The 25,906-nt window shown below is 67.6% G+C and carries 24 protein-coding genes; 10 read left to right on the top strand and 14 right to left on the bottom strand.

Annotated elements, in window-relative coordinates:
- Window positions 1-42 precede the first annotated feature (42 nt).
- The 3 genes from pcaF to ACQY78_RS23050 all read right to left on the bottom strand — a co-directional run bounded on the left by pcaF (window position 43) and on the right by ACQY78_RS23050 (window position 3,245).
- A complete protein-coding gene (gene pcaF, locus ACQY78_RS23060; protein ID WP_428679243.1) occupies window positions 43-1,245 on the bottom strand; it encodes a 3-oxoadipyl-CoA thiolase in 1,203 nt (400 codons plus the stop codon).
- 120 nt (window positions 1,246-1,365) lie between these two features.
- Entirely contained in the window at window positions 1,366-2,019 is a 654-nt protein-coding gene (locus ACQY78_RS23055; RefSeq protein WP_428679241.1) for a class I SAM-dependent methyltransferase, read from the bottom strand.
- Entirely contained in the window at window positions 2,016-3,245 is a 1,230-nt protein-coding gene (locus tag ACQY78_RS23050) for a DUF3419 family protein (RefSeq protein ID WP_428686466.1), read from the bottom strand. The genes ACQY78_RS23055 and ACQY78_RS23050 overlap by 4 nt, the downstream gene beginning before the upstream one ends.
- A 125-nt stretch (window positions 3,246-3,370) precedes the next feature.
- Between ACQY78_RS23050 and ACQY78_RS23045 the strand changes: the two genes are divergently transcribed.
- The 4 genes from ACQY78_RS23045 (at window position 3,371) to ACQY78_RS23030 (ending at window position 7,478) form a co-directional block, all read left to right on the top strand.
- Complete coding sequence (locus ACQY78_RS23045) at window positions 3,371-3,922, top strand: methylated-DNA--[protein]-cysteine S-methyltransferase (RefSeq protein WP_428679238.1); 552 nt, start codon at window positions 3,371-3,373, stop codon at window positions 3,920-3,922.
- Window positions 3,919-4,557 carry a DNA-3-methyladenine glycosylase family protein gene (locus tag ACQY78_RS23040; RefSeq protein ID WP_428679235.1) on the top strand — a complete coding sequence of 213 codons (639 nt, stop codon included), beginning with the start codon at window positions 3,919-3,921 and terminating at the stop codon, window positions 4,555-4,557. The genes ACQY78_RS23045 and ACQY78_RS23040 overlap by 4 nt, the downstream gene beginning before the upstream one ends.
- 75 nt (window positions 4,558-4,632) lie before the next feature.
- The gene (locus tag ACQY78_RS23035; RefSeq protein WP_428679233.1) at window positions 4,633-6,024 is read left to right on the top strand and encodes a malonyl-CoA decarboxylase domain-containing protein; all 1,392 of its coding nucleotides are present in this window, start codon (window positions 4,633-4,635) and stop codon (window positions 6,022-6,024) included.
- Between the two features lie 83 nt (window positions 6,025-6,107).
- Entirely contained in the window at window positions 6,108-7,478 is a 1,371-nt protein-coding gene (locus tag ACQY78_RS23030) for a DUF2235 domain-containing protein (protein ID WP_428679230.1), read from the top strand.
- Between the two features lie 26 nt (window positions 7,479-7,504).
- Here the strand turns inward: ACQY78_RS23030 and ACQY78_RS23025 are convergent, their stop codons facing one another.
- From ACQY78_RS23025 to paaG (ACQY78_RS23015), 3 genes are read right to left on the bottom strand one after another with little or no spacing between them, the layout of a single operon-like run.
- Window positions 7,505-8,437, bottom strand: a complete 933-nt coding sequence (locus ACQY78_RS23025) for an SMP-30/gluconolactonase/LRE family protein (RefSeq protein ID WP_428679228.1) — start codon at window positions 8,435-8,437, stop codon at window positions 7,505-7,507.
- A gap of 29 nt (window positions 8,438-8,466) precedes the next feature.
- On the bottom strand, window positions 8,467-9,255 hold the full coding sequence (gene paaG / locus ACQY78_RS23020) for a 2-(1,2-epoxy-1,2-dihydrophenyl)acetyl-CoA isomerase PaaG (protein ID WP_428679225.1): 789 nt from the start codon (window positions 9,253-9,255) through the stop codon (window positions 8,467-8,469).
- A gap of 10 nt (window positions 9,256-9,265) precedes the next feature.
- On the bottom strand, window positions 9,266-10,063 hold the full coding sequence (gene paaG, locus ACQY78_RS23015) for a 2-(1,2-epoxy-1,2-dihydrophenyl)acetyl-CoA isomerase PaaG (protein WP_428679223.1): 798 nt from the start codon (window positions 10,061-10,063) through the stop codon (window positions 9,266-9,268).
- An 80-nt stretch (window positions 10,064-10,143) separates the two neighbouring features.
- Between paaG (ACQY78_RS23015) and ACQY78_RS23010 the strand changes: the two genes are divergently transcribed.
- Window positions 10,144-10,590 (top strand): flavodoxin domain-containing protein, encoded by a 447-nt coding sequence (locus tag ACQY78_RS23010; RefSeq protein ID WP_428679220.1) that lies wholly within the window; start codon window positions 10,144-10,146, stop codon window positions 10,588-10,590.
- A gap of 134 nt (window positions 10,591-10,724) precedes the next feature.
- On the opposite strand, the gene ACQY78_RS23005 is transcribed toward ACQY78_RS23010, so the two are convergent.
- The 3 genes from ACQY78_RS23005 to ACQY78_RS22995 all read right to left on the bottom strand — a co-directional run bounded on the left by ACQY78_RS23005 (window position 10,725) and on the right by ACQY78_RS22995 (window position 14,095).
- A complete protein-coding gene (locus ACQY78_RS23005) occupies window positions 10,725-11,858 on the bottom strand; it encodes an adenylate/guanylate cyclase domain-containing protein (protein ID WP_428679217.1) in 1,134 nt (377 codons plus the stop codon).
- Between the two features lie 65 nt (window positions 11,859-11,923).
- A complete protein-coding gene (locus ACQY78_RS23000) occupies window positions 11,924-12,835 on the bottom strand; it encodes an SDR family NAD(P)-dependent oxidoreductase (RefSeq protein WP_428679214.1) in 912 nt (303 codons plus the stop codon).
- A gap of 9 nt (window positions 12,836-12,844) precedes the next feature.
- Window positions 12,845-14,095 carry a thiolase family protein gene (locus ACQY78_RS22995; RefSeq protein ID WP_428679212.1) on the bottom strand — a complete coding sequence of 417 codons (1,251 nt, stop codon included), beginning with the start codon at window positions 14,093-14,095 and terminating at the stop codon, window positions 12,845-12,847.
- 71 nt (window positions 14,096-14,166) lie between these two features.
- Between ACQY78_RS22995 and ACQY78_RS22990 the strand changes: the two genes are divergently transcribed.
- Complete coding sequence (locus ACQY78_RS22990; RefSeq protein ID WP_428679209.1) at window positions 14,167-15,570, top strand: FAD-binding oxidoreductase; 1,404 nt, start codon at window positions 14,167-14,169, stop codon at window positions 15,568-15,570.
- Window positions 15,571-15,713: 143 nt separating this feature from the next.
- Here the strand turns inward: ACQY78_RS22990 and ACQY78_RS22985 are convergent, their stop codons facing one another.
- From ACQY78_RS22985 to ACQY78_RS22975, 3 genes are all read right to left on the bottom strand, one after another.
- Window positions 15,714-16,208 (bottom strand): hypothetical protein, encoded by a 495-nt coding sequence (locus tag ACQY78_RS22985; RefSeq protein WP_428679206.1) that lies wholly within the window; start codon window positions 16,206-16,208, stop codon window positions 15,714-15,716.
- A 120-nt stretch (window positions 16,209-16,328) separates the two neighbouring features.
- Window positions 16,329-16,676 (bottom strand): RidA family protein, encoded by a 348-nt coding sequence (locus tag ACQY78_RS22980; protein WP_298310115.1) that lies wholly within the window; start codon window positions 16,674-16,676, stop codon window positions 16,329-16,331.
- A 50-nt stretch (window positions 16,677-16,726) separates the two neighbouring features.
- Complete coding sequence (locus ACQY78_RS22975) at window positions 16,727-17,077, bottom strand: RidA family protein (protein ID WP_428679203.1); 351 nt, start codon at window positions 17,075-17,077, stop codon at window positions 16,727-16,729.
- A gap of 115 nt (window positions 17,078-17,192) precedes the next feature.
- Between ACQY78_RS22975 and ACQY78_RS22970 the strand changes: the two genes are divergently transcribed.
- Both ACQY78_RS22970 and ACQY78_RS22965 read left to right on the top strand, forming a co-directional pair.
- The gene (locus ACQY78_RS22970) at window positions 17,193-18,416 is read left to right on the top strand and encodes a CaiB/BaiF CoA transferase family protein (protein WP_428679201.1); all 1,224 of its coding nucleotides are present in this window, start codon (window positions 17,193-17,195) and stop codon (window positions 18,414-18,416) included.
- 107 nt (window positions 18,417-18,523) lie between these two features.
- A complete protein-coding gene (locus tag ACQY78_RS22965; RefSeq protein ID WP_428679198.1) occupies window positions 18,524-19,369 on the top strand; it encodes an amidohydrolase family protein in 846 nt (281 codons plus the stop codon).
- A gap of 84 nt (window positions 19,370-19,453) precedes the next feature.
- On the opposite strand, the gene ACQY78_RS22960 is transcribed toward ACQY78_RS22965, so the two are convergent.
- A complete protein-coding gene (locus ACQY78_RS22960; protein WP_428679195.1) occupies window positions 19,454-21,124 on the bottom strand; it encodes a peptide chain release factor 3 in 1,671 nt (556 codons plus the stop codon).
- A 16-nt stretch (window positions 21,125-21,140) separates the two neighbouring features.
- On the opposite strand from ACQY78_RS22960, the gene ACQY78_RS22955 reads away from it, so the two are divergent.
- Both ACQY78_RS22955 and ACQY78_RS22950 read left to right on the top strand, forming a co-directional pair.
- Window positions 21,141-22,430 (top strand): hypothetical protein, encoded by a 1,290-nt coding sequence (locus ACQY78_RS22955; RefSeq protein ID WP_428679192.1) that lies wholly within the window; start codon window positions 21,141-21,143, stop codon window positions 22,428-22,430.
- Between the two features lie 38 nt (window positions 22,431-22,468).
- Window positions 22,469-23,893, top strand: coding sequence for a M20 family metallopeptidase (locus tag ACQY78_RS22950; RefSeq protein ID WP_428679189.1), 1,425 nt, complete (start codon window positions 22,469-22,471; stop codon window positions 23,891-23,893).
- 157 nt (window positions 23,894-24,050) lie between these two features.
- Here ACQY78_RS22950 and ACQY78_RS22945 read toward each other — a convergent pair whose 3' ends face one another.
- Window positions 24,051-25,859: an ABC-F family ATP-binding cassette domain-containing protein gene (locus tag ACQY78_RS22945; protein ID WP_428679186.1), complete on the bottom strand. Its 1,809-nt coding sequence runs from the start codon at window positions 25,857-25,859 to the stop codon at window positions 24,051-24,053.
- Window positions 25,860-25,906 lie beyond the last annotated feature (47 nt).

Below are 25,906 nucleotides of genomic sequence, written 5' to 3'. Positions count from 1 at the left end.
GCGGGCGCCGCACGCCTCAGAAAAGGTCTCGGTGTCGAGACCTCAGACACGCTCCAGCGCGAGCGCAATGCCCTGGCCGACGCCGATGCACATGGTGGCGAGCGCGCGCTTGCCGCCGGTGGCCTCGAGCTGGTTGAGCGCGGTGATCATCAGGCGGCCGCCCGAGGCGCCCAGCGGATGACCGAGCGCGATCGCGCCGCCGTTCGGGTTGACGTTCTCGGCGTCGTCGGCGAGGCCCAGCTGGCGCAGCACGGCCAAGGCCTGGGCGGCGAACGCCTCGTTGAGTTCGATCGTGTCGAAGTCGCCGATGGTCATGCCGAGCTTGGCCAGCAGCTTCTGCGTCGCCGGCACCGGGCCGATGCCCATGACGCGCGGCGGCACGCCGGCCGAGACGGTGCCCAGGATGCGGGCGCGCGGCGTCAGGCCGTTGGCGCGCGCGGCAGCTTCCGAGGCGATGATCATGGCGCAGGCGCCGTCGTTCAGGCCCGACGAGTTGCCGGCCGTCACCGAGCCACCGTCGCGGAACGCCGCCGACAACTTCGACAGGGTCTCCATCGTGGTGTCGCCGCGCGGATGCTCGTCCTTCTCGACGATCACCTCGGTCTTGCCCTTCTTCACGCAGACCTTGACGATCTCACGCTCGAAGAAGCCGCGGTCCTGCGCGGCCTTGCAGCGGCGCTGGCTGCGATAGGCGAAGGCGTCCTGGTCGGTGCGGCTGATCTGGTGCTCGGTGGCGACGTTCTCGGCGGTCTGGCCCATCGGGTCGACGCCATAGGCCGCCTTCATGCGCGGATTGACGAAACGCCAGCCCAGCACCGTGTCCTCGAGCTTCATCGAGCGATCGAAGGCACCCTCGGGCTTGCCCATCACGTAGGGCGAGCGGGTCATGCCCTCGACGCCGCCGGCGATCATCAGGTCGGCTTCGCCCAGCTTGACGGCGCGGGCGGCATGGCCCGCCGCTTCGAGGCCGGAGCCGCAGAGACGGTTGACGGTGGCGCCCGCCACCTCGACCGGCAGGCCCGCGAGCAGCCCGGCCATGCGGGCGACGTTGCGGTTGTCCTCACCGGCCTGGTTGACGCAGCCATAGATGACGTCGTCGACCGAGCCCCAGTCGACATTGGCATTGCGCTGCATCAGCGCCTTGATCGGATGGGCCGCCAGGTCATCGACACGCATGGCGCCCAGGCCGCCGTTGTAGCGGCCGACGGGGGTGCGGATCGCGTCGCAAATGAAGGCTTCAGTCATCTTGGGTACTCCCGACACAGGCAATCGTTGGTGCCGGGTTAGCACCCGCCGCGGGCGGTTGCCAATGCCCCGCGCGATGCCCCTGGAACAGGGGCGCCATGTCTTTGCGGGGATGGCGGACTAGGGCGCGCGGCGGCAGACGGCGTACTGGGCGTAGCCGAGATGCGGTCGCTCGAAGTTCCGGACCTCGATATCGGCCGGCAACTGCGCCAGGGCGGCCTCCAGCGCGTCGCGCGGGATGACGTGAAACAGCGAGAGCCAGTGGCGCAGGCCCCCGCGGAACCAGCGGGGCAGCCGCTCCTGGCCGCCGAAGTCGACGAGATGCAGCTCGCCACCCGGCTGCAGCCACATGGTCGCCTGCGCCAGCGCCCTCTCCCATTCCGGGATCATCGACAGCGTGTAGGAGAAGAAGATGCGCGAGAAGCCCGGCACGCCGAACAGCAGCGCCGGGTCGAAGCGCGTCGCATCGGCATGGGCGAGGCGAATGCGGCCGCCCAGTCCTTCGCGCTCGACGCGACGGCGTGCCGTGTCGAGCATCTCGAGCGACAGGTCGATGCCGAACAGCGGCGTGGCGGGATGGCGATGCGCCACGGCGATCAGGTTGCGCGCGGTGCCGCAGCCGATCTCCAGCACGCGACCGCCCGGCGGCGGCGCGAGACCGTCGATCAGCCGGTCGCGGCCCAGCAGGTAGTATTTACGGCTGAGATCGTAGACGTGGCGCTGGCGGCGATAGATCCGGTCCATGAGACCGGCATTGGCGAGGGTCGTGCTCACGGCTTCAGCACGTAGAGATGGAAGCCGCCATAGATGGCCGAGCGGTCGCGCGCGGTGAAGGCGCACGACGCCTCGGCCTCGTAATGCCATTGGTCGAGCAGGGCGGGCGCGACGCGACCCGGCAGCAGCGAGGGCTCGGCGGCGGTGCGGAAGATCACGCGGGCGCCCGGCCGCGCCGTGCGCGTGATCTCGGCCCACAGTGCATTGAGCTGCGCATCGGTCATCCAGTCCTGCGCGTCGAGCAGCACGTAGCGGTCGCGCGAGCCGGCGGGACAGGAGGCGAGATAATCCGTCACCGAGCGGTTCATGACGTCGACGCGCTCGGCGCCGCGCTTCACCGCGGCAAAATTCTCCTGCCGGAGATAGGGCGGCAAAGGCCCGCTGGCGTCTCGCGCATAGGCGCGGCCGAAGGCCTGCCAGGCGAAGTAGTTGTCGTCGAGGCTGAAGCCGCAGGCCAGCCGCTCGACCCGGTCGCGCAGCACCGAGCCCATGTCGCGGCCACCGGCCAGCGCCTCGTACTGCGCGGGCGGAATGCCCAGGCCATAGAGCGACAGGCGGTTCGAGGTGGCCCAGCGCACGGCCGGCTTGTCGAACAGCGGCGCCAGCACCGTGTCGAAGAAGCGCTGCTGCTCCTCGATCGTACGCGCGGCGAGGAGCTTGCCGAAGTCGACGCCGTAGGCGCGCGCGGCGACGTGCGCCGCGCCGATGAAGCGGCCGAGTACGCCGTGACGGTAGGCGTTCTTCGCAAAGATCGAAATGCGGCGTCGGCCGCCCCGGTGCAGGCTGCGGCCCTCCCAGTAGGCGCGGCTCTCGACATCGAGATGAGGCGCGATCTCGCGGTCGTAGACACCCGGATTGGCGCGCGAGTCGGCGGCGCCGAAGAAGCGATAGTAATCCGACCAGTCCGGCAGCTTCTGCGCCGCCGTGAGTTTCAGCCGGTTGAGCGCCACATGGGCGCGGCTGAGATCGACGGCGGTGATGCGCGCCGGATCGGCGGTGAGATAGGACAGGATGTTGCAGCCGCCCGAAGCGATGGCCACGACATGGCAATCCGGCGTGAGCGCCATCGCCTCGAGATCGATCTCGGGATCTTCCCAGATCTGGGCGTAGACCAGACCGCGGAACAGCCGTTCGAACAGCTTCTCCAGGAGTCCCTCGCGGGACAGCACCTTATGACGGCGCACCGCCTGCTTCAGGATCGAATGGCTCTCGGCCCGCGGATAGATCAAACAATCGACTCCGGCTCAATATCGACCGTCCGACGCTAGCCGTTGTCGATGCAAGTTTGATGACGGCTAGCTGTGGGTTCTCCCGACTTGACGGGATGACCGGTTAGGCAGGAAGGTTCAGCATGAGCGCCCCAGGATTTGCCCTGTTCGACACGCCGATCGGCCCCTGCGCCATCGCCTGGAGCGGCCGCGGCATCGCGGGTCTTCAACTGCCCGAGCCGACCGCCGATGCCACGCGCGCCCGCGTGAAGCGGCGCTGGCCCGGTGCCGTCGAGGCGGACGCCGTGCCGGCCGGCGTGCAGCGCGCGCTCGATCGCGTGCAGGCGCTGCTGGCGGGCGACGCCGTCGATCTTGCCGACATCCCGCTCGATCTCGAGGCCGCACCCGAGTTCCACCGCAAGGTCTATGAGGTGGCGCGCACCATCCCGCCCGGCCGCACCATGACCTATGGCGAGATCGCCAAACGCCTCGGCGTGCCGCACGACTCGCGCGAGGTCGGCCAGGCGCTGGGCAGGAACCCCATCGCCATCATCGTGCCCTGCCATCGCGTGCTGGGCGCCGACGGAAAGATGGGCGGCTTCTCGGCCAATGGCGGCGTCTCGACCAAGCGCCGCATGCTCGAGATCGAAGGAGCGCCGGAAGTCGGCGCGGGCCCTCTGTTCGCGGCCCGATGAGCGGCTTTCCCTTCAAGCCCGCGAAAGCCGTCGCGCATCTCAGGGCTGCCGACCCGAGGCTGGCCGCGATCATCGAGACGGTCGGCCCGTTCCGCATGGAGCTGAAACACTCGCGCAGCCTGTTCGGCGCGCTGGCCGAAGCCATCGTCTACCAGCAGCTCTCCAACAAGGCGGCGGCCACCATCTACGGCAGGGTCGAGGCGCTCTATCCCGACGCACCCGACGGCTTCACGCCGCCGCAGATCCTGAAGACACCGGACGAGGCCTTGCGCGGCTGCGGCCTGTCGCGCGCCAAGGTGCTGGCCGTGCAGGACCTGGCGCGCCGCGTCGAGGGCGGTGAACTGCCGACGCTCGACGAGGCGCAGGCGATCCCCGACGCCGAGCTGATCGAGCGCCTGGTGAAGGTCCGGGGCATCGGCCGCTGGAGCGCCGAGATGTTCCTGATGTTCCGCCTCGGCCGCCCCGACGTGCTGCCGCTCGACGACTACAGTTTACGCAAGGCCTATGCGAAGGCGTTCCACAAGCGCGCACTGCTGTCACCGAAAGCGCTGGAGAAGGCAGGCCAGAAGTGGCGGCCCTATCGCACGGTGGCGAGCTGGTACCTTTGGCGCGTGCTCGACCTGCCGTCTTCATGACGGCGCGACAATGACATGAAGGCGCGTTCATCTGCCGCCACTGGAGTGCCACGTTTGCTGTGACATAATCCGCGAATGGCCCTGCTCTTCTCCAATACCGTCGACCGTACCCTCGAACGACTTCGCACCGCTTTCATCGACACCGCCCGCGGCGCCCGCGAGGCGGTGGGCGCGCCGCTCCGGCCCGATCTTCCCGACGACGACATCCCGCGGCTGAAGAGCCGCATCGACGCCTGCCTCGAAGGCAAGGGCGGCGAGACGGCGCGTCGCGGCCGGGCCGCCGAACTGGGACAGGCCTACCTGTCGCTCACGGCCGCCGGCCGCAAGAAATTCCTGCTGACCCTGGCGCGCGACTACGGCCTGCTGCGCGAGGCCGCGATGAAGACTGTCGACCATTGGCGCGCCGGCAAGGACCCTGCCAGGACGCTGCTTCGCGAACTGGAGCCGCCGGCAGTGCGGCTGCTGCGCGAGTTCGTCGGCGTGCCGCAGGGCGTGAAGTTCGTGGTCGACCTGCGCGCCGAGCTGCTGGCTCTCGGACGCAGCGATCCCGCAGCCAAGGCGCTGAGCGAGGATTTGCGCTCGCTGCTGGGCGCCTGGTTCGACGTGGCTTTCCTCGATCTCGTACGCATCGACTGGGCCTCGCCTGCTTCGTTGCTGGAGAAGCTCGTGACCTACGAGGCGGTCCACGCCATCCGCTCGTGGCGCGACCTCAAGAACCGGCTCGATTCGGATCGCCGCTGCTTCGCCTTCTTCCATCCGCGCATGCCCGACGAGCCGCTGATCTTCGTCGAGGTGGCGCTGGTCGACGGCATGGCCGGCAACGTGCAGCGCCTGCTCGACGCGCGCGACGAGACGCACGACCCCAAGCGCGCCAACACCGCGATCTTCTACTCGATCTCGAACTGCCAGCAGGGCCTGGCGGGCATCAGCTTCGGCAACTTCCTGATAAAGCGCGTCGCCGACCAGCTCTCGCGCGACCTGCCCAACATCAAGGACTTCGCCACCCTGTCGCCGATCCCGGGCCTTCGCCAGCATGTCGAGCACCGGTTCAAGACCGAAGGCGAAGGCGCCCTCACCCAGAGCGAGATCGCCTCGCTTGGGCCGGTCATCGACGACGCCTACGGCGCCGCGGCCGTCCTCAAGCTGCTGGCCCGGCCCAGCTGGTGGGAGGTGCCGGCGATCGACAAGGCGCTTCGCCCGATCCTGACGCGGCTCGCCGCCGTCTATCTCACCGCCACCGACAAGGGCCGCGCGCTCGACCGGGTGGCGCACTTCCATCTCGGCAACGGCGCCGTCGTCGAGCGGCTGAACTGGCTGGGCGACACCAGCGCCAACGGGTTCAAGCAGTCCTACGGGATGATGGTGAACTACCGCTACAAGCTCTCCGACGTCGATGCCAACCACGAGGCCTATTCCGCCGGCAAGGTCGTCGCCAGCCGCGACGTGCGGGGACAGACCAAGGGCTGATATGCGCCCCTGCATCGACGGGTGATGTGGTCGCGCCCGGTAATTGATGATGTAGTTCCCCTCTCACCTGCGGGGAACGACGAATGTCGACGACAGAGAGGGCGGCGGGCACGCCTGCCGCCCGGAAGAAGCGCATCATCCTGCTGCTCGACGGCACGTGGAACGATCCGGCGGCCGGAGACAACGACACCAACATCGTCCGGCTCGAGGACCTCATCGTCCGGACGCTGCGGGAGACATCCACCGAAACCGCCGCCACGATCGGCAAGCTCACGCACGGCTACGTCACCGACGGCCAGGAGAACATCGTCCTCTACCAGCGCGGCGTCGGCACGGGTGCCTTCGACAGGTTCAAGGGCGGCGTGCTGGGCATCGGCCTGCACGACAATATCCGCCGTGCCTACAAGTTCCTGTCCTATCACTACGAGAAGGGCTGCGACCTCTACGTCTTCGGCTTCTCGCGCGGCGCTTACACCGCGCGCTCGCTGGTGGGATACATTGGCGCCTCCGGCCTGCTGACCCGCGAGAACTGCAGCCGCAAGAACGAGGCACTGGCCTGGGGCAACTACCGCACGCCGCCGGCCGACAGGGTGCCGGCCGTGAGCGTGCAGCTCGACGGGCTGGTGCATGACCGCGCGGAAGTCCGCGTGAAGTGCCTCGGCGTCTTCGACACGGTCGGGGCGCTCGGCATTCCCTTCGCCTGGTGGTTCTCAAGGCTCAATCGGGAGAAATACGGCTTCCACGACGTCGAGCTTTCATCGATCACCGAAGTGAACCTGCAGGCGATGGCGGTGGACGAGCATCGCCGGCCGTTCAGTGCCGCCGTCTGGCGCAGGCCCCGCTTCAAGAAGCTGAAGGGCAAGGTCGAGCAGGTCTGGTTTCCCGGCGCCCATGCCGACATAGGCGGCGGCTACGTGTCGGCCGAACGCCGGCGCAATGAGCCCGAGCTGGTCTCTCTCGATGACGTCACGCTCGACTGGATGCTGAAGCGGCTGGCTGTCCATTGCCCGGACTTCCCCATCGACCGTGCCAGGGCCAAGTGGCGGGATGCCGGCACCGGCGGCTCCCTGCTGGGCCAGCACGACGCGCGCACGCTCCCATACAAGCTGTTTCCCTTCGCCTTGCGCGCGCTGGCCAATCGTCCGATTGCCAAACCCGGCTGGCGGCAGGAGGCCGTGTCCTACGATCGTCGCGATACGACGATCGGCGAGGCCCTCCATATCTCGCTGCTGGAGCGGCTCAATCAGGAGATCACGGTCAACGGCCGCAAGGGACCTTACACGCCGCGGAACCTCTTGGAGATCATCGAGATCGTGCGGCAGACCTATGCCGGAGGGGATCTCGAGTCACCCATCAAGATCGTTGACTGGAGCGGCGAGACGCTCGAGCCCGACAACGAGGCCGACGCCGCAAAGGCGCTCGCGGCGATCGAGAGCGCGGTGCCGACCGGCTGACCGGTTTGAGCGCTTGGCTTGAGGCCCTACTTGTTCAGATACTCGAGCTTCAGGCCGGGACGCGGCCATTCGAAGCTCACGAGCTTGCCGGTCATCGAGAGCGTGGCGTAGGCGGTGCGCAGGTCCGGCCCGCCGAAGCAGACGTTGGTGACCATCGGGTCGGGCAGCTTGTGCTGCGTCACCGACTTTCCGTCGGGCGAGATGTCGGAGACGGCGCCGGTGATCAGGGTCGCGACGCAGACGTGGCCGGCGGAATCGACAGCCAGCGAATCGAACATCTGGTAGCCGCCGAGACCGGCTACCACCCGGCCCTTCTCGCCGCGATAGGGGCCGTTGGCGTCCTTGATGACACCCGGCGACGACAGATCGAACGCCCAGAGGCGCGCGGTCGGCGTCTCCACGACGTAGAGCGTCTTGCCGTCCGGCGAGAGGCCGCAGCCGTTGGGCCGCTCGAGCGGGAACACTTTCTGCTCGATCTTCGAGCCGTCGGCCTTGGCGTAATAGACGGCGCCACGATCGTTGTCGTAGTCGCGCGTCTTGCCGAGGTCGGTGAACCAGAAGCCGCCGGCATCGTCGAACACCAGATCGTTGGGACCGTTCAGCTTGCGGCCGTCACAGCTGTCGTACAGCGTCTCATACTTGCCGGTTTCCGGATCGACCACCTGGATCGATCCGCCCTTGTACGAGGCGGGCGCCGTGCCGGGGAACAGGCGGCCGTCGGGCCGTTCGATCCAGTTGAAGCCGCCATTGTTGGTCACGTAGATCTTGCCGCCGGGGCCCATCGCCGCGCCGTTCGGGCCACCGCCCAGCTTGGCAATGATGTGCTGCTTGCCGTCCGGCATGACGCGCGTGAGCGTCTCGCGCGCGATCTCGACCAGGATGACCGAGCCGTCCGGCATGGCCACCGGGCCCTCGGGGAACTTGAGGCCCGAGGTGATCTCCTTGAACGGCGTCGTCATGGCGGTCTCTCCCGTGGTTCTTGTCGTTCTTACTTGCCCTTGAAGGCGGGCTTGCGCTTGGCCAGGAAGGCCGCGACGCCTTCCTTGAAATCCTCGCTCTTGCCCAGCTCGCGCTGGAAGTCGCGCTCGACGTCGAGCTGCTGGGAGAGCGTGTTGCTGCTGGCGCGGTTCATCGCCTCCTTGATGCGGGCGAGCGACATCGTCGGCCCGTCCGCGAGGCGGCGCGCCAGGTCGCCCGCCGTCTTCATGAGGTCGGCATCCTCGACCACGTCCCAGATCAGGCCCCAGTCCTTGGCCTGCTGCGCGCTGATCTGCGGCGCCAGCATGGCCAGCGCCCGCGCCCGCTGCTCGCCCACCAGGCGCGGCAGGAACCAGGTGCTGCCGCCGTCGGGCAGCAGGCCGATGCGCGCGAAGGCCTGGAGGAACGAGGCCGACTTGCCCGCAATGGCGATGTCGGAGGCCAGCGCGAAGCTCATGCCGACGCCGGCCGCCGGGCCGTTCACCGCCGCCACGATCGGCTTGGGCACACTGCGCATCAGGCGAATCACGGGATTGAAGAACTTGTCGAGCGCCTCGCCCGAATCCGACGTGTTGCCCTTGGCGCGGTCGGGGTCGGCGAGGTCGGCACCGGCGCAGAAGCCGCGGCCCGCGCCGGTCAGCAGCACGGCGCGCACCGAGGCGTCGCCGGCAAGCTCTTCCCAGCACTGCTTCAGCTCGCCGATCATCTTGCGCGACACGGCGTTCAGCCGGTCCGGCGCGTTCAGCGTCAGGGTGGCGAGACCGTCTTCCTTGGCGATCTGGATCTTCTCGTAGGTCATTCTTCGTCTCTCAACGTCCGGTGAAATTGGGGGCGCGCTTGGCGAGGAAGGCGGCGACGCCCTCCTTGAAATCCTCGCTCTTGCCGAGCTCGCGCTGATGGTCGCGTTCGAGGTCGAGCTGCTGGTCGAGCGTGTTGGTGGCGGCCGCGTTGATCGCGCCCTTGATCGCGGCATAGGAGCGGGTCGGGCCGGTGGCGAGCTTAGCTGCGATCTTGCCGGCCTCGTCCATGAGGGCCGCATCGTCGACGACCTGCCACACCATGCCCATGCGTGCGGCCTCCTCGGCCGGCACCGAGGCGCCGAGCATCGCCAGCGCCCGGGCGCGGGCATCGCCCACCGTGTGCGGCAGGAACCAGGTGCCACCGAGGTCGGGGATCAGCGAGATGCGCACGAAGGCCTGGTCGAACCGCGCCGAGCGCGCGGCGATCACGATATCGCAGGCCAGCGCCAGGTTGGCGCCGCCGCCCGCCGCCACGCCGTTCACCGCGGCCACGATCGGCTTGGGCAGGTCGCGCATGGCGCGGATCATGGGGTTGAAGATGCGGTCCATTGCGGCGCCGACGTCGCGCGGCCCCGACGCCCCCGCATCACCAGGACCGCCGCCCGCCAGGTCGGCGCCGGCGCAGAAGCCGCGGCCGGTGCCGGTCAGGAGCACGGCACGCACCGCGTCGTCTTCGCGGGCGCGTTTCAGCTCGGCATTCATGGCATCGATCAGTTGATGGCTCATGGCGTTCAGGCGCTGCGGGCGGTTGAGCGTCAGGGTCAGGACACCGCCCTCGAGGGCGGACAGAACGGGCGTTTCTTCCATGGTGGCAAGACTGGCATGGCCGAATCTGCCGCGCCATCCGGTCGCGTCGCATCGCGGCACTCGGTCCCGTATCCCGGAGCATGGCCACAATCCTGATCCTGGTCGGCACCGAGTCGGGCAATGCCCAGATGGTGGCCGACGCGCTGCAACCCGTGCTGGCGAGTGCCGGACACGCCGTCGACGTCACCGACAAGGCCGCGACCGCCGCCGACCTGCAGGCGCACGACGTGCTCCTCGCGGTCTGCGCGACCCACGGCTCGGGCGACATCCCGACCAACATCCTGCCGCTGGTCGAGACGCTCGAGCGCGACAAGCCCGACCTATCGGGCCATCGCTACGGCGTCATTGCCCTCGGCGACATGACCTACCAGGACACGTTCTGCGGCGGCGGCAAGAAGGTCGACCAGGCGCTGGAGCGGTGCGGCGCCCGGAAGGTCGGCGACCGTCTCGAAATCGACGCCTCCGAACAGCCCCTGCCCGACGAGGAAGCGCTGGCCTGGATCGAAGGCTGGAAGACGAAGGTCTGATCTTCCTCTTCTCCTCCCCATTCAAATGGGGAGGTGGCGGCGCCTTGCGCCGTCGGAGGGGTCATATGCTTGCAACGCCCATGACCCCATCGCCCCGTAAGACGGGGCACTTCCCCATCTGAATGGGGAAGGAGTTAGTCCGGCAGCGTGAAGATCTCCACCGGATCTCGCACACCGCGCAGGCGGTGTTTGCCGAGCGACTTCATCGGGCGCGGGCAATCGGCATTGAATTCGGCGGAGGCGCAGACGCGGACGCCAAGGGCCTTGGTGAGACCCTCCAGCCGCGAGGCGCGGTTGACGGCGGAGCCGATGACGGTGAAGTCGAGCCGGTCCTCGGTACCGATATTGCCGAAGGTCACGGTGCCCACATGGAGGCCGATGCCGAACTTCATCGGCTCAGCGCCGGCCGTAGCGCGCGCCTCGTTGGCGGCCTCGGCATCGGCGATCAGCTGGCGCGCGGCATCGAGCGCGGCCGCCGTCACCATCGGCATGAACAGCGCATCCTCGGCCGGGAAATAGGCCATCACACCATCGCCAATGAACTTCAGGATCTCGCCGCCGTGTTTGGAGAGCGCGTCGCCCACCAGCTGGAAGTAGTTGTTCAGCAGTTCGAGCACCTGATCGGGCGGCAGGCGCTCGTTTAGGCCGGTGAAGTCGCGCAGGTCGGAGAACCACAGCACCGCCCGGATCTCCTCGCCGTCGCCGCGGCGGATCATGCCGTGCAGGATGCGCTGACCGACCTGCCGGCCGAGATAGGTCTCGGCAACGGTCTGGGCGACACTCTCCTCGATGTGCATCTCCGTCACCGCGCCCATCATGTCGACGAGGCGCGTCAGATCGTCGATGTCGGCGTCACTGAACCCTTGCTTGCGGTCGGTCGCAAAGGCCACGACCGGCAGCGGCCCGTCGCGTCGGATGTGCATCGGCAGCGAGAAGTAATCGGTGCCGCCGCCGTCTTTCACCTCGTGCAGCACGTGATGGTGGCGCTCAGTCAGGCGATCCAGCCGGTAGCGGACCGGCGCTCCCCCTTCACGCACTTCCTGGATCGGGCTGCCGATATAGGCCGGGGTGAACTGCACGCCGTAGGCGCGTGTGATCGACTCGACGCGCTCGCCGCGCCGCCACAGATAGCCCATCGCCTGGAGCTGCGGATGGACGAGCTGGAGGCCGACATACATTCGCCAGACCGGCACGCCAGCCTCGAGCACGCGGTTCATCAGCTGCTCGATGAAGGCGTCCGGCCTCCTGATGAGCCGGCCTTCCCGCATCAGCCACTTCGCAACCGGCAGCAGCCGATCCGCTGCCGGTGCGATGGCGGGAGACGCCTCGCCGCTCAGGAGCCGCTCACGACGGCGGCGACTTCCTCACCGGAGGTGCGGAAGACGCGGCTGGCCGAGACGTCGGCGATCTTCTCGATATTGTCGGCCACGTCCTCGATGGTCGGCGCGCGGCCGTCGATCCGCAGGCCCTCGGCCTCGCGATACTCGATGCGCGCGAAGGTGCCGGCGCCGGCGCTCCAGATGTCGCCGGTGCGCTGGCACTGTTCGCTGCACAGGAAGGCGACCATCGGCGAGACGAACTCGGGCCTGAGCCTGGCCAGCGCCTCGGGCGTCATCAGGCTCTCGGTCATGCGCGTGGCCGCGATCGGCGCCAGCGCGTTCATCATGATGTTGTACTTCTGGCCTTCCAGGCGCAGCGCATTCATGAAGCCCACGACCGCGAGCTTGGCGCCGCCATAGTTGGACTGGCCGAAGGTGCCGTAGATGCCCGAGTTCGAAGAGGTCACGACGATGCGGCCATAGGCCTTGGCGCGCAGGATCGGCCAGGCGGCGTGCGTCACATAGGCGGTGCCGAGGAAGTGGACCTTCACGACGAACTCGAAATCCTCGGTCGTCATGTTGTGGAAGGTCTTGTCGCGCAGGACGCCGGCATTGTTCACGACGATGTCGACCGTGCCGAAGGCATCGACGGCGGTCTTCACGATGTTGGCGGCCGTCGCGGCCTCGGCGACGGAATCGTAGTTGGCGACGGCGATGCCGCCGGCCGCCTTGATCTCGTCGACCACCTTGTCGGCCGCGGCGTGACCACCGCCGCCTGTATTGATGGGACGGCCGTCGACCGCGCCGCCCGGATCGTTCACGACCACCTTGGCGCCGCGGCTGGCCAGCAGCAGCGCGTGGGCGCGGCCCAGTCCGTTGCCCGCGCCGGTGACGATGGCGACGCGATTGTCGAAGCGGATTGTCATGTCTGTCCTCTACTCTTTCTTGAGAATTACGACCGAGGCCACGGCCTCTTCCATGCCGATCACGCCGCCGCCATTCTCGGCGAGCGCGACTTCGGCGCCTTTCACCTGACGCTCGCCGGCCTCGCCGCGCAGCTGCGTGGCGAGCTCGGCCAGCATCGACAGGCCGGTCGCGCCGACCGGATGGCCCTTGGAGACGAGGCCGCCCGATGTATTGACCGGCAGCTTGCCGCCGGGGCCGGTGGCGCCCGATTCGACGAACTTGCCGCCCTCGCCCTCGGGGCAGAAGCGCAGCATCTCGCACTGGTAGATCTCGCAGAAGCTGGTGGCGTCGTGGACCTCGGCAACGTCGATGTCCTCCGGCCCCAGCCCCGCCATCCTGTAGGCCTTGTCCGCGGCCGCGCGCGTCAGGCCCGGCGCGTCGAGGTTGCGGTACATGCCGCCCGAGAAGCCGACGCCCGCAATCTTCACGGCGCGGTCCCGCACTTCCCTGGGCAGCCCGTCGAGATACTCCTTCGAGCAGAGCAGCGCCGCCGCCGCGCCGTCACCGATCGGCGCGCACATGGCGCGGGTCAGCGGGAACGACACGGGGCGGTCCTCCATCACCGACTGCGGCGTCATCTGGAAACGGTACTGCGCCTTCTCGTTGAGCGCCCCGTAATTGTGGTTCTTGGCGGCGCCGGCCGCGATCTGGGCCTGGGTCGTGCCGTACTTCCACATGTGCCACTTGGCCTGCATGGCGTAGGTATCCATGAAGATGGTGCGGTCATCGCCCGGCTTGAACTCGGAGCCGACCATCTTGCCCACCCGGTTCATCTCCTCGACCAGCCGGTCGTGCTGGCTGGTGATGTAGCCCTGGTTGAAAAGGCCCGCCGTGCGCTCGGGCGCCTCCGGGCTGAACAGCTTCTCGACGCCCAGGCAGAAGGTGAGCTCGTGCGTGCCGGCCAGCACGTCCTTCCAGGCGCCCATGAAGGCGGTCGAGGCGGTGGCGCAGGCATTCTCGACGTTGAACATCGGCACGCGCTCGGGGAACAGCCCCTCCTCGACCAGCGGCTGGAACAGCGCCTGGCCGCGGATCGAGTTCTGGCCCCAGAAGCCCATGCCGCAATTGCCCAGCCAGCCGGTTTCGATGTCGCTGCCCTTTTCCATGCCGGCATCGGCCAGGGTTCCCATATAGGCCTCCCGGGCGAGGTCGCCGAAGCTGAGGCCCGGGTGCTTCTTGAAGACGGTCGTGTAGGCGCCGATCATGTAGACGTCGCGCATGGGGCGGTTTCCTCAGGTTGGCTTTGGCCCCATTTGAGCGTATCCAAACGGCTTACGCTAGGAGAACGAACATGGCTGTAGCGGCCCAGGCGAAAGCCCTCAACGTCGATGCCACGATCGCCGAGCTGAAGGCGCTGTTCGGCGACCGGGTCAGCACCGCGCACGCCGTCCGCGAACAGCACGGCAAGGACATTTCGTATCACGAAGCGCACCTGCCCGACGCCGTGGTCTTCGCCGAATCGACCGAGGAAGTGCAGCAGATCGTCCAGCTCTGCGCCCGCCACAAGACCCCGATCATCCCGTTCGGCACCGGCACCTCGCTGGAGGGCCATATCAGCGCCCCCAACGGCGGCATCTCGCTCGACGTCAGCCGCATGAACAAGGTGCTGCAGGTCAACGAGGCCGACCTCGACGTGGTCGTGCAGCCCGGCGTCACCCGCAAGCAGCTCAACGAATACCTGCGCGCCACCGGCCTGTTCTTTCCGATCGATCCCGGCGCCGACGCCTCGATCGGCGGCATGACCAGCACGCGCGCCTCCGGCACCAACGCCGTGCGCTACGGCACGATGCGCGAGAACGTGCTGTCGCTGCAGGTCGTCACGCCCGACGGGCGGATCATGCAGCTCGGCCGCCGCTCGCGGAAGTCGAGCGCGGGCTACGACCTGGTGAAGCTGTTCGTCGGCTCCGAGGGCACGCTGGGCGTCATCACCGAGATCACGCTCCGCCTCTACGGCACGCCGGAATCGATGGTCGCGGCAACCTGCGCCTTCGAGACGCTGGAGGGCGCGGTCAACACGGTGATCCAGACCATCCAGTCCGGCATCCCGGTGGCGCGCATCGAGCTGATGGACACCTACACCGTCGACACGGTGAACCAGTACTCCAAGCTCACGCTGCCGCAGAAGAACCTGCTGCTGCTCGAATTCCACGGCACCGAGGCCGGCACCAAGGAGCAGGCCGAGATGGTGCAGGCCATCGCCGCCGAGCATGGCGGCGGCGACTTCGCCTGGACCAACCAGGCCGAGGAACGCAGCAAGATGTGGCAGGCCCGCCACGACGCGGCCTGGGCCGCCAAGGCCTACAAGCCGGGCTGGGGCATGTGGGCGACCGATGTCTGCGTGCCGATCAGCAAGCTCGCCGAATGCATCCTCGAGACGCAGAAGGACATCCAGGCCAACGGCCTCTACGCGCCGATCGTCGGTCATGTCGGTGATGGCAACTTCCATCTCACCATGATGGTCGACCCGAACGACCCGACCTACCTGCCGCGCGCCGAAGGCCTCAACGACCGCATGATCGCCCGCGCCCAGCACCTCGGCGGCACCTGCACCGGCGAGCACGGCGTCGGCATCGGCAAGATCAAGTATCTCTACGCCGAGCACGGCGAGGCGATGTCGCTGATGCGCGCGATCAAGAAGGCGATCGACCCGGACAACATCATGAACCCGGGCAAGATCATCGGCCCGATCAATTAGGATTGCTCCCCATTCAGATGGGGAGGTGGCGGCGTCTCACGCCGACGGAGGGGTCATGACGTTCGCGACACTCATGACCCCATCGCCCCGTAAAACGGGGCACTTCCCCATTTGAATGGGGAAGCAAATGACGCGAAGAAGACTCACCCGCCCGAGGCGACGATGCATTCCTTGACGCGCTTCCAGGCGGCGGGGGCGCTCTTGCCGAGATCGACGTCGTCGCGATCCTCGCTGCCGCCCAGCAGGACGCTGTAGCCGCCCTTGGCGGCAATGGTCTCGATCGCCGCCGGCGGCAGGATCATCCACATGCGCTTCCCGTCGGCCTCGACCAGCAGATCCCATTGCATACCGTTCGCCGGCTCACGCAGGGGAACGACGATGGAATTGGGGAACTTGCCCTTGCGGCCCTCGGCGCGGACGCTGAGATAGGAGTGGCCGTCGGTGCGCATCGCCAGGATGTCGTCCCGGCCGCCGACGCGGCGGAAGCCGCGGCAGTTCGTGACGCCGCTCTGCTCCTTCGTCCGCGTGAACGCCCAGCTGTCGAAGCCCTTGCCGTAAGGCTGCGGGCCGCCCTGCGCCAGCGCCATCGACGACAGGCCCGCCAGGCACAGGCCCGCGAGTACGCTCTTCACCACCATCTACCCTCTCCCCAGAGTACGGGCGGATAGAAGCCGACGCCGGGCAATTGCGTCAAGACAGCGCCCGAAAAAGCAAAAGGGCCGGCGAATGCCGGCCCTTTCTCTTGAAGCAGACGCGCCTTACTTGGCGGCCTGGATCATGATCTCGACCGAGAGACCCGGAGCCGCGAGCTTGGCTTCGACCGTCGCGCGGGCCGGGGCGTTGCCGGGGGAAACCCAGGCGTCCCAGACTTCGTTCATCTGGCTCCAGGTCGAGATGTCGGTCAGCCAGATGTTGGCCGACAGCACCTTCGACTTGTCGGTGCCGGCCTCGGCCAGGAACTTGTCGACCTTGTCGAGGATCTGCTTGGTCTGGCCCTTCACGTCGGCCTTGGCGTCGTCGGCGGTGAGGCCGGCGAGATAGACCGTGTCGCCATGGACCACGGCGCTGCTCATGCGGGCGCCGGCGTTGATGCGCTTGATGCTCATATTCTCTCTCCTCGAAGAAACTTCAAAAGCGGGCGGGACCTTAGCAGAGGCTAGATCGCCGCGACGACCATGATTTCGACCTTCATGTTCGGGTCGTTCAGCCGGGCCTGGACCGTCGCGCGGGCGGGCGCGTGGCCGGGCGCGACCCAGGCGTCCCAAACTTTATTCATGGCGGCAAAATCGGAGATATCGCTCAGCCAGATCGTGGCCGTCAGGATCTTCGACTTGTCGCTGCCGCCCTTGGCCAGCAGCGAGTCGATCTCGGCCAGCGCCTGCTGCACCTGGCCGGTGATGTCGAGGCTCGTATCCTCGGGGATCATGCCCGAACAATGGATGCGGTTGCCCAGGATGACGGCCTCGCTCATGCGCGGGCCGCAGTCGATTCGCGTTATGGTGCTCATGATCCGCCCCTCATAAAGCGCCCTGTCCCCTCGCACAACGGACCGGACACGCACTCCGCGCTGCCCGCGCCGCCGGATCGCGTTACAGTTCGAGCAAGCCTACCGGAGAAACGCCATGACCATCCGCCGCCCCCTCGACGGGATGCTCGTCCTCGATCTCGGCCAGATCTACAACGGCCCCTATTGCGGCCTGCAGCTCGCCTTCATGGGCGCGCGCGTGCTCAAGATCGAGCCGCCGGAGGGCGACGTGGTGCGCCGCCGCAAACGCGAGGTCGAGCCCTATCCGCTGGTCATGCTGAACTCCAACAAGGAGTCGGTCGTCCTGGATTTCAAGCAGCCGCGCGGCAAGGAGATCTTCCTCGACCTCGTCGCCAAGGCCGACGTGCTGATCGAGAACTTCGCCGCCGGCGTGATGGACCGGCTCGGACTTGGCTACGAGGTGCTGAGCAAGCTGAACCCGCGCCTGGTCTATGGCGGCAGTTCGGGCTTCGGCCTCGACGGCCCCTATCGCGACCTCGCCGCCATGGACGTCACCATCCAGGCGATGAGCGGTATCACCAATGCGACGGGCGACGCCGACGGGCCGCCGACCAAGGCCGGCGCCGCGGTCTGCGACTTCCTCGCGGGCATCCATCTCTGCGCCGGCATCCTGGGCGCGCTCGTCCAGCGCGAGCGCACGGGCAAGGGCCAGCGGGTCGAGGTCGCCATGCACGAGGCCGGCGCGATCTCGATCGCCTCGGCGCTGGGCGCGGTGATGGACGGCGACAAGAATGTGCCGGACCGCACCGGCAACCGTCATCCCGCCCTCGCGATGGCGCCGTACAACACCTATCGCTGCCGCGACGGCTATGTCGCGATCTTCACCTCGGCCGAGCGGCACTGGACGTCGATGTGCGAGATGCTGGGCCGCGAGGACTGGCTCGCGAATCCCGAGTTCGCGACCACACCCGGCCGCGCCCGGAACATGGACCTGATCGACGACACGGTCGGCGCCTGGACCTTGCCGAAGACCAAGGACGAGGTGCTGGCCGCGCTCAACGAAGCGCGGGTCCCCTGCGCCCCGGTGAAGACCGCGCGCGAGGTCGCCTACGACCCGCATCTCGAGGCCCGCGGCTTCTGGGTCGATGTCGACCATCCGCGCCGCGGCAAGACCCGCGTGCCGATCTCGCCCATCCGGCTCCACACCGGCGGCAAGTCGGAGATCAAGCGTCCGGCGCCGACCCTCGGGCAGCATACCGATGCGGTGCTGGGCGAGTTGCTCGGATTGAAGGCGGACGAGCTGCTGCAGTTGCGCGCCAGCGAAGTCACCGTGCCTGTGACGGAACGGAAGAAGAAGTAGTAACTGTCCTCCTGAGCGCCGCGCAGGATCTCACGCCAGCTTCATCACCGCTGGTCGATCCGTCAGGTCCTTCGCGGCGCCCAGGACGACTGAAAGGGAGACACGCCATGCCGATCATCGATTCCCAGGTCCATGCCTACGAGGCCAACACGCTGCAGCGGCCGTGGGCCACCGTGCCGAACTGGCCCCCGCATGTGACCGGCGACGAGATGGTGGCGGCGATGGACGCGGTCGGCGTCGACGGCGCGATCATGATCTCGCCCTTCGCGACGTACCGCTATGACGCCAGCTACGCCGAGGAGGTGGCGCGCCGTCACCCCACCCGCATGGCCATCGTGAAGCCCGTCGATCCCGACGACGAGAACGTGGCCGACGTGATCGCCAAGTGGAAGGAGACGCAGGGCGCCGTCGGCATCCGCATCTTCCTGCGCGAGGAGGAAAAGCGCGGCGCCGACCATCCCGGCCTCGACCGCATCTGCAAGGCCGCGGTCCAGCACGACCTGCCGCTCAATTTCCTGTTCTGGGGCAGGGTCGACGAGGGCATGCAGATCATCGACCGCCATCCCGAGACGCGCTTTATCGTCGATCATCTCGGCATCCTGCAGCCGCGCGTCCCGCCCGCGCCCGCCGAGCCGTGGGCCGACCTGCCCAAGATCCTCGACCTCGCGAAGCGCCCGAACGCCGTGATCAAGATCAGCGGCGCCTGCACACTTTCCAGGGAGCCCTATCCGTTCCCCGACATCTGGGATCCGCTGAAGCGCATCTTCGACGCCTGGGGCTTCGAACGCTGCCTCTGGGGCACCGACTGGACCCGCGCCTTCGCCGTCGTGAACTACGAGAACGCGGTGACGCCGTTCCTCGAGACCAAGACGCTCAGCGACAGCGAACGCGCGATGCTGATGGGCGGCGCCTGCGCCAAGGCCTACGGCTGGTCGCCCTCCAAGTCATCCTGAGCGCAGCGAAGGATCTCGCGCGAGCCACGGAGTACTCCGATCGCTCCGCAAGGTCCTTCGCTGTGCTCAGGACGACAGGTTGAGTTAAGAACGCTCGCGAATGTCGCTGAACTTCACCTTCGGGCTCTTCTCGGCGATGTAGCCCAGCTCCCAGGCGTTGCGTGCCAGGAACACCGGGGAGCCGTCGCGGTCCTCGGACATGCCGCCGCGGTTGGCGGACATGAACTCCTCGAGATCGGCCTTGGTCTCGGCCGAGATCCAGCGCGCGGTCTCGAACGGCGCGGGCTCCAGGTCGATATGGACGTTGTACTCGGCCTCGACGCGGGTCTTGAGCACGTCGAGCTGCAGTTCGCCGACGACGCCCACGATATGGTCGCCGCCGATGACCCGGCGGAACACCTGGGTCACGCCCTCTTCCGCCAGGTCCTCGAGCGCGCGCCTGAGCTGCTTGGACTTCATCGGGTCCTCCAGCCGCACGCGGCGCAGGATTTCCGGCGCGAAGTTGGGGATGCCGACGATCTTCAGCGTCTCGCCCTCGGTCAGCGTGTCGCCGACGCGCAGCACGCCGTGATTGGGAATGCCGATGATGTCGCCGGGCCACGCCTCGTCGACGATCTCGCGCTCGCGGGCGAAGAACAGGATCGGCGAATTGACCGACAGGACCTTCGACGTGCCCATCTGCGTCAGCTTCATGCCGCGACGGAACTTGCCGCTGCACAGGCGCAGGAAGGCAATGCGGTCGCGGTGGTTGGGATCCATGTTGGCCTGGACCTTGAACACGAAGCCCGAGACCTTGGGCTCGGTCGGCTCGATCGGCCGCGGCTCGGCGGGCTGCGGCCGCGGCGGCGGCGCCCAGGCGGCGATCGCGTCGAGCAGTTCCTTCACGCCGAAATTGTTGTAGGCCGAGCCGAAGAACACCGGCGACAGGTGGCCGGCGCGGTAGCTTTCGAGATCGAAGGCGGGATAGCCCGCGCGCACCAGCTCGACCTCTTCGGCGAAATTGGAATCGGCGATCGTGTAGTTCTCGATCACCTCGCCGATGCGGCTCCTGTCGGTGTTGTCGAACACCAGCATGCGGTTGTTGTTGAGATCGTAGGTGCCCTTGAAGTTCTGGCCCGAGCCGGTCGGCCAGGTCATGGGCGAGACGTCGAGCGCCAGGGTCGAGGCGACCTCGTCCAAAAGCTCGATCGGGTCCTTGGACTCGCGGTCCATCTTGTTGATGAAGGTGATGATCGGCACGTCGCGCAGGCGGCAGATCTCGAACAGCTTGCGGGTGCGCGCCTCGATGCCCTTGGCGGCGTCGATCACCATCACCGCCGAATCGACGGCGGTCAGGGTACGGTAGGTGTCCTCGGAGAAGTCTTCATGGCCCGGCGTGTCGAGCAGGTTGAAGACCGCGCCGCCATACTCGAAATGCATCACCGAGGTGGTGACCGAGATGCCGCGCTGCTGCTCGATCTTCATCCAGTCCGAGCGTGCCCGCCGCGCCTCGCCGCGCGCCTTCACGGCACCGGCGACATGGATGGCGCCGCCGAACAGCAGCAGCTTCTCCGTCAGCGTCGTCTTGCCGGCGTCGGGATGCGAGATGATCGCAAACGTGCGCCTGAGCCCGGCGGGATGGCCGGCGAGACGGGCGTCGGAATCGGGAAGAGCGGCGGAATCGGGCACTTTTTGGGGGGTCCTTCGGGGTGGCGTGGGGGTAGCGGACAGGTCCGTTGGCGTCAACTCACGCGGGGCGCGCTTCTCCCCCGCCATCCGCGTGCCCTGGCGCTTGGTCGCACTGCCGAGGTTTGTTAGTAGGGCGCGGGCTTTTTCCGGCGCGCGTGGGCGGACCGAATGGATTGGGCCGGATGGATTGGGGTCGATGGACAAGAAGAAGCCTGGCAGGACGCCAATCGCGCTACGCGTGCTGAAAGAGCTGGTGCTCCCGCTGGCCGGCGGCGGCGCCTACGGCACGCTGGTGGCGCAGGCCAAGCAGATGCCGCTCGACGGCGTGACGGCCGGTGGCGTGGCGTTCTTCTGCATCCTGGCGGCACAGGGCCTGGTCCTGCGCGCCGCGCGGACGGCCCGGAGCGAGCCGCAGCCCGCCCCGCAGGCCGTGCCTGCTCCCGCCCCGGAGCCGCTCAAGCTGCCCGCTCCCGAGAAAGCGCCGGAGAAGGAACCGGAGCCCGCGCCCGCGCTCATCGCCGCGCCGACGGTCGAGCCCCTCCTCAAGCCCATCGTCGAGCCCGTCGCCAAACCGGTCGAGGAGCCGGCCCCTGTGCCCGCCCCGGCGCTTGTGCCCGAGCCTGCGGTGACGCCCGCCCCGAAGCCTGTCCCCAAGCCCGCCAACGACTTCGTCAGCATCCGGGTCGGCATCGAGGAGCTGAAGGAGCAAGGCGCCCTGCCCGAACCCGAGCCGGAAAAGCCGGAAGACGGCCAGCGCCCGCTCTTCCGCAACCTCGCCCACGCCCCCACCAAGCGGACCCCAGTCGAAGCGCTGGCGCCGAAGCAGCTGCTCGACCTCAAGATGCCCTACCAGGCGGTGCTGAACGCCGCCGTCAACTTCGAACGCGAGGTCAAGCGCCAGGCCGACATGGTCGACGACCGGACGGCCAGGCTCGAAAGCCTGTTAGAGGATCCGCGCTTCAACCTGTCGAAGGACCGGCTGCGCCAGCTCGATACGCTGCGCCGCATCCGCAACAACATTCTCCACGGCTTCGAAACCCTCGTCGATCCGATCGAAGCCGCCGCCCTCGTCGCCGCTTTCGACAAAGCAGCGACATGGTTCGATCCCGCCAATATCGAGCCGCTGGAGCCTGCGAAGGCCGAGGCCGAGGACGAGACGCCGGCGAAGGACGAAGCGGAGAAGCCTGCCGAAGATGAGGCCAAGGAGACCCCGAACACGGAAGCCGAAGAGCCTGTGAACGAAGAGGCAAGAGCCGTCACCGAGAACGAGGAGCCTGCGAATGCGGAAGCAGGAGAGCCCGTAAAAGAAGAGGCAAAAGCCGGCGTCGAGGACGGAGGCGAGAAACGCGGCAAGGATGAGACTGAGACGAAGGTCGAGGCTGCCAAGAGCTGAGAGTTTGCGAGGGCGAACCGGGGGACTAAACTCCCTCCATGAACCCCGACCAGATCAAGACTTTCATCGGCAGCTTCTGGGACAACCAGATCCTGCCGTCGCTCACCGAATACATCCGCATCCCCAACAAGTCGCCGTCGTTCGACCCGAAGTGGGAAGAGAACGGCTACATGGAGCAGGCGGTCACGCTGATGACCGACTGGGCACGGCCGCACGTCGCCGCCTTCGCGGGCGCGACGATGGAGGTGGTGCGGCTGCCCGGGCGCACGCCGCTGATCTTCATCGAGATCCCGGGCGACGACAACGACGACACCGTCCTGCTCTACGGCCATCTCGACAAGCAGCCCGAGATGAAGGGCTGGGCCGAGGGCATGGGGCCGTGGATCCCGGTGCGCAAGGACGACAAGCTCTATGGCCGCGGCGGCGCCGACGACGGCTACGCGATCTATGCCTGCTTCGCGGCGCTCTTGGCTCTCAAGGAGCAGGGCATCCCGCGCACCCGCTGCGTCATCATGATCGAGGGCTGCGAGGAATCCGGCAGCTACGACCTGCCCTTCTACGTCGATCACCTGCTCGACCGGATCGGCGACCCGTCGCTGGTGGTCTGCCTCGATTCCGGCTGCGGCGACTGGGACCGGATGTGGCTCACCACGTCGCTTCGCGGCATCGCGGCCGGCACGCTCAAGGTGCGCGTGCTGAACGAGGGCGTGCATTCGGGCGACGCATCGGGGATCGTGCCCTCCTCCTTCCGCATCACGCGCGCGCTGCTGACGCGCCTGGAGGACGAGGCGACCGGCGAGATGAAGCTGCCGGAGCTGTTCGTGCAGATCCCGCCGCAGCGCATCGCGCAGGCCTCGGAAGCCGCGCGCGTGCTGGGCGAGGAGGTCTATCGCAAGTTCCCCTTTGCCGGCACGACCAAGCCGATGGTCGAGGATCTCGGCCAGATGGTGCTGAACCGCACCTGGCGGCCACAGCTCGCGACCGTGGGCATGGCGGGCTATCCGGAGCCGGTCGATGCCGGCAACGTGCTGCTGCCCTACACCGAGGCCAAGATCAGCGTGCGCACGCCGCCGACGCTCGACGCCAGGGAAGCCGTGAAGGCCATGAAGAAGGCGCTGGAGTCCGATCCGCCCTATGGCGCCACCGTCGAGTTCGATGCCGGCGAAGGCGCCAGCGGCTGGCATGCGCCGCCGCTGGCACCGTGGCTGGAGACGGCCGTGAACGACGCCTCGCAGGAAGCCTTCGGCCAGCCGGTCGCCTACATGGGCGAAGGCGGCACGATCCCCTTCATGGGCATGCTGGGCGACAAGTTTCCCAAGACGCAGTTCGTGATCACCGGCGTGCTGGGGCCGCATTCGAATGCGCATGGACCGAACGAGTTCCTGCACATTCCCACGGGCAAGAAGGTGACGGTCGCGACGGCGCTGATGATCGCGGCGCATTACGAGCGGAAGAAGAAGTAATCTTACGCCTCCCCATTCAGATGGGGAGGTGGCGGCGTATCGCGGATTGTAACCAAGCCGCTGAGCCGACGGAGGGGTCATAGCTTTGCGACGCCTATGACCCCATCGCCCCCGTTAGACGGGGGACACTTCCCCATTTGAATGGGGAAGGAAGCGTTTAGCCGTTCAATTCCTCCCGCAGCATCTCGAGTTCGAGCCATTCGCTTTCCGCGGCTTCGATCTCGGCCTGGGCGGTGCCGATGCGGGTGGTCTTGGACTGGAAGGACTTGGGATCGCGGCGGTAGAGGTCGGGATCCGTCAGCGCCTTTTGTAGCGTGGCAATCTCGGCCTGCAGGGCCTCGATCTTCTTCGGCAGTTCGACCAGGGCGCGTTCGCGCTTGTAGCCGAGGCGGGCCTTGCCCTGCCCTGCAGCCTTTGGCGCGGCCGGCTTGTCCCTTGCGCGCGACGGCGTGACGCCCGTTGGCTCCACGCGCGGGCCGCGCTGGTTCACGTAGTCGCTGTAGCCGCCGGCATATTCGGTCGCCGTGCCGTCGCCTTCGAGCACGATGGTCGAGGTGACAAGCCGGTCGAGGAAATCGCGATCGTGGCTCACCAGCAGGACGGTGCCGTCGTAATCGTCGAGCGCCTCCTGCAGGAGATCGAGCGTGTCGGCGTCGAGATCGTTGGTCGGCTCGTCGAGCACGATCATGTTCGACGGCGCGGCCAGCGCCTTCGCCAGCAACAGGCGGTTGCGCTCGCCGCCCGACAGGGTACGCACCGGCTGGCGCGCCTGCTCGTCGCGGAACAGGTATTCGCGCAGGTAGGTCATCAAGTGCGTGAGGTGGCCGCGCACCAGCACATGGTCGTTGCGGTCGGCCAGCGTCTCCCACGGCGTCTTGTCGGGATCGAGGCCGATGCGGCGCTGGTCGATCACCACCGGCATCAGGTTCGAGCCCAGCTTGACCGTGCCGCTGTCGGGCTCGAGCTCGCCCATCAGCATCTTGAGCAGGGTCGTCTTGCCGGCGCCGTTGGGCCCGATCAGGCCGATGCGGTTCTTGCGGAAGATACGCGTCGAGAAATCCTCGACGATGACCTTGTCGCCCCAGCGCTTGGTGATGTTGCGCGCGGTCACGACCAGCGCGCCCGAGGCCTCGGCGCTGCCGGCCTCGATCGAGGCGCGGCCGACGGGGCCGATCTGCTGGCTGCGCTGCTGGCGAAGGGCTGAAAGCGCGCGCAGTCGGCCCTCGTTGCGCGTACGGCGGGCGCGGATCGACTTGCCCGCCCACTCGGTCTCGCGCTCGATCAGCCGGTCGAGCTTGTGCCGCTCCGTCGCCTCGCGCTCGATGATGTCGTTCGACCAGGCCTCGAACTCGCCATAGCCCTTGTCGAGCCGGCGCACGATGCCGCGATCGAGCCACAGCACGGCGCGCGTCAGGTTGGTGAGGAAACGCCGGTCATGGCTAACCAACACATAGGCGCCGCGCCACCTCGAAAGCTTTTCCTCCAACCACTCGATGGTCGGCAGGTCGAGATGGTTGGTCGGCTCGTCGAGCAGCATCACGTCGGGCTCGCCGATCAGCACGCGCGCCAGCGCCGCGCGCCGCGCTTCGCCGCCCGACAGGGTGGTCGGATCGCGCCCGTTGTCGAGCTTCATGTCCTCGAGGATGGCGGCGACGCGATAATCGTCCGGCCCCAGCGAATCGGTCAGGGCGGAGGAGACGTAGTCGCCGACCGTGGCGTGGCCGGTGAAATCCGGCTCCTGCGGCAGGGTGGCCACGGCGGCGCCGGGCTGGGCGAAGCGCTCGCCGGAATCGGCGATCGGCGCGCCCGCCAGGATGCGCAGCAGGGTCGACTTGCCCGCGCCATTGCGGCCGACCAGCGACAGGCGCTCGCCCGGACCGATTCCCAGATCGACGCCGGCCAGGATGGTCTGGTCGCCGAGATGGAAGCGGATGCCGCTGAGCGCGAGGAGAGGAGGATCGGCCATGGAGCGCGCTGTATTGGCCGAACCCGTCCGCCTCGGCAAGGGCGAAG

The organism is Reyranella sp. (assembly GCF_965279625.1).
Classification (GTDB): Bacteria; Pseudomonadota; Alphaproteobacteria; order Reyranellales; family Reyranellaceae; genus Reyranella.
The sequence above is the reverse complement of the archived record's forward strand: the minus strand, read 5'-3'. Positions and strand labels throughout refer to the sequence as shown.

Excerpts from the sequence above, each read along its gene's own strand:
- ACQY78_RS22990 (WP_428679209.1), top strand. The coding sequence starts at position 14,167 with ATGGCTGTAGCGGCCCAGGCGAAAGCCCTCAACGTCGATGCCACGATC.
- pcaF (WP_428679243.1), bottom strand. The coding sequence starts at position 1,245 with ATGACTGAAGCCTTCATTTGCGACGCGATCCGCACCCCCGTCGGCCGC.
- ACQY78_RS22980 (WP_298310115.1), bottom strand. The coding sequence starts at position 16,676 with ATGAGCATCAAGCGCATCAACGCCGGCGCCCGCATGAGCAGCGCCGTG.
- ACQY78_RS22945 (WP_428679186.1), bottom strand. The coding sequence starts at position 25,859 with ATGGCCGATCCTCCTCTCCTCGCGCTCAGCGGCATCCGCTTCCATCTC.
- ACQY78_RS23035 (WP_428679233.1), top strand. The coding sequence starts at position 4,633 with ATGGCCCTGCTCTTCTCCAATACCGTCGACCGTACCCTCGAACGACTT.
- paaG (WP_428679225.1), bottom strand. The coding sequence starts at position 9,255 with ATGACCTACGAGAAGATCCAGATCGCCAAGGAAGACGGTCTCGCCACC.
- ACQY78_RS22965 (WP_428679198.1), top strand. The coding sequence starts at position 18,524 with ATGCCGATCATCGATTCCCAGGTCCATGCCTACGAGGCCAACACGCTG.
- ACQY78_RS23000 (WP_428679214.1), bottom strand. The coding sequence starts at position 12,835 with ATGACAATCCGCTTCGACAATCGCGTCGCCATCGTCACCGGCGCGGGC.
- ACQY78_RS22970 (WP_428679201.1), top strand. The coding sequence starts at position 17,193 with ATGACCATCCGCCGCCCCCTCGACGGGATGCTCGTCCTCGATCTCGGC.
- ACQY78_RS23025 (WP_428679228.1), bottom strand. The coding sequence starts at position 8,437 with ATGACGACGCCGTTCAAGGAGATCACCTCGGGCCTCAAGTTCCCCGAG.
- ACQY78_RS22960 (WP_428679195.1), bottom strand. The coding sequence starts at position 21,124 with ATGGCGGGGGAGAAGCGCGCCCCGCGTGAGTTGACGCCAACGGACCTG.
- ACQY78_RS22950 (WP_428679189.1), top strand. The coding sequence starts at position 22,469 with ATGAACCCCGACCAGATCAAGACTTTCATCGGCAGCTTCTGGGACAAC.
- paaG (WP_428679223.1), bottom strand. The coding sequence starts at position 10,063 with ATGGAAGAAACGCCCGTTCTGTCCGCCCTCGAGGGCGGTGTCCTGACC.
- ACQY78_RS23030 (WP_428679230.1), top strand. The coding sequence starts at position 6,108 with ATGTCGACGACAGAGAGGGCGGCGGGCACGCCTGCCGCCCGGAAGAAG.
- ACQY78_RS22985 (WP_428679206.1), bottom strand. The coding sequence starts at position 16,208 with ATGGTGGTGAAGAGCGTACTCGCGGGCCTGTGCCTGGCGGGCCTGTCG.
- ACQY78_RS22975 (WP_428679203.1), bottom strand. The coding sequence starts at position 17,077 with ATGAGCACCATAACGCGAATCGACTGCGGCCCGCGCATGAGCGAGGCC.
- ACQY78_RS23010 (WP_428679220.1), top strand. The coding sequence starts at position 10,144 with ATGGCCACAATCCTGATCCTGGTCGGCACCGAGTCGGGCAATGCCCAG.
- ACQY78_RS23005 (WP_428679217.1), bottom strand. The coding sequence starts at position 11,858 with ATGCGGGAAGGCCGGCTCATCAGGAGGCCGGACGCCTTCATCGAGCAG.
- ACQY78_RS23040 (WP_428679235.1), top strand. The coding sequence starts at position 3,919 with ATGAGCGGCTTTCCCTTCAAGCCCGCGAAAGCCGTCGCGCATCTCAGG.
- ACQY78_RS23045 (WP_428679238.1), top strand. The coding sequence starts at position 3,371 with ATGAGCGCCCCAGGATTTGCCCTGTTCGACACGCCGATCGGCCCCTGC.
- ACQY78_RS22995 (WP_428679212.1), bottom strand. The coding sequence starts at position 14,095 with ATGCGCGACGTCTACATGATCGGCGCCTACACGACCGTCTTCAAGAAG.